Source organism: Ruegeria sp. 6PALISEP08 (assembly GCF_001238295.1).
Taxonomy (GTDB): domain Bacteria; phylum Pseudomonadota; class Alphaproteobacteria; order Rhodobacterales; family Rhodobacteraceae; genus Ruegeria.
On sequence record NZ_LGXZ01000042.1, the window covers coordinates 1 to 504 of the forward strand.

Annotated in this window: 1 protein-coding gene; it reads left to right on the plus strand. The window is 51.2% G+C overall.

Going from position 1 to position 504, the window contains the following annotated elements; all coding sequences use genetic code 11:
* Positions 1–504: hypothetical protein (locus ALB80_RS21690; protein ID WP_216597704.1), on the plus strand; the 504-nt coding region annotated here is incomplete at both ends.

Below are 504 nucleotides of genomic sequence, written 5' to 3' on the forward strand. Positions count from 1 at the left end.
ATCGTGGATGTTGAGACGTTTTATAACGCCGACCTGAACAATGACAGCACAATTGGACATACCACAAACACGATTGACGCCGTTGGACCGACAACGCTCGTCTACTCCACGCAAAATGGATACCAGGTCAATGGCAACGTTCAACTAACCTATGCCGGGGCAAATGCCGGGCCTAATAGCTTCGCTGGCTGGCAAGCCATTCAGGCCGAGGCATCGGGTAGCGGCTTCCTTGTTTTATGGCAAAACACCGATGGCACTTATAGTGAATGGGTCACTGATGGATCCGGCCAGTATATCAGCAGCAACACCATCTCCAACGTTGTGGATGTTGAGACGGATTATAACGCCGACCTGAACAATGACGGCACAATCGGTCACAAGACGACCACCATTGAATCTAACGGCACCACCACGCTCGGATCCTCAACCCGTGGCGTATATGTGATCGACGGTAACACTGACCTGTCATTCAATAATGCCATCGCTGGACCGAACAGCTTTTCC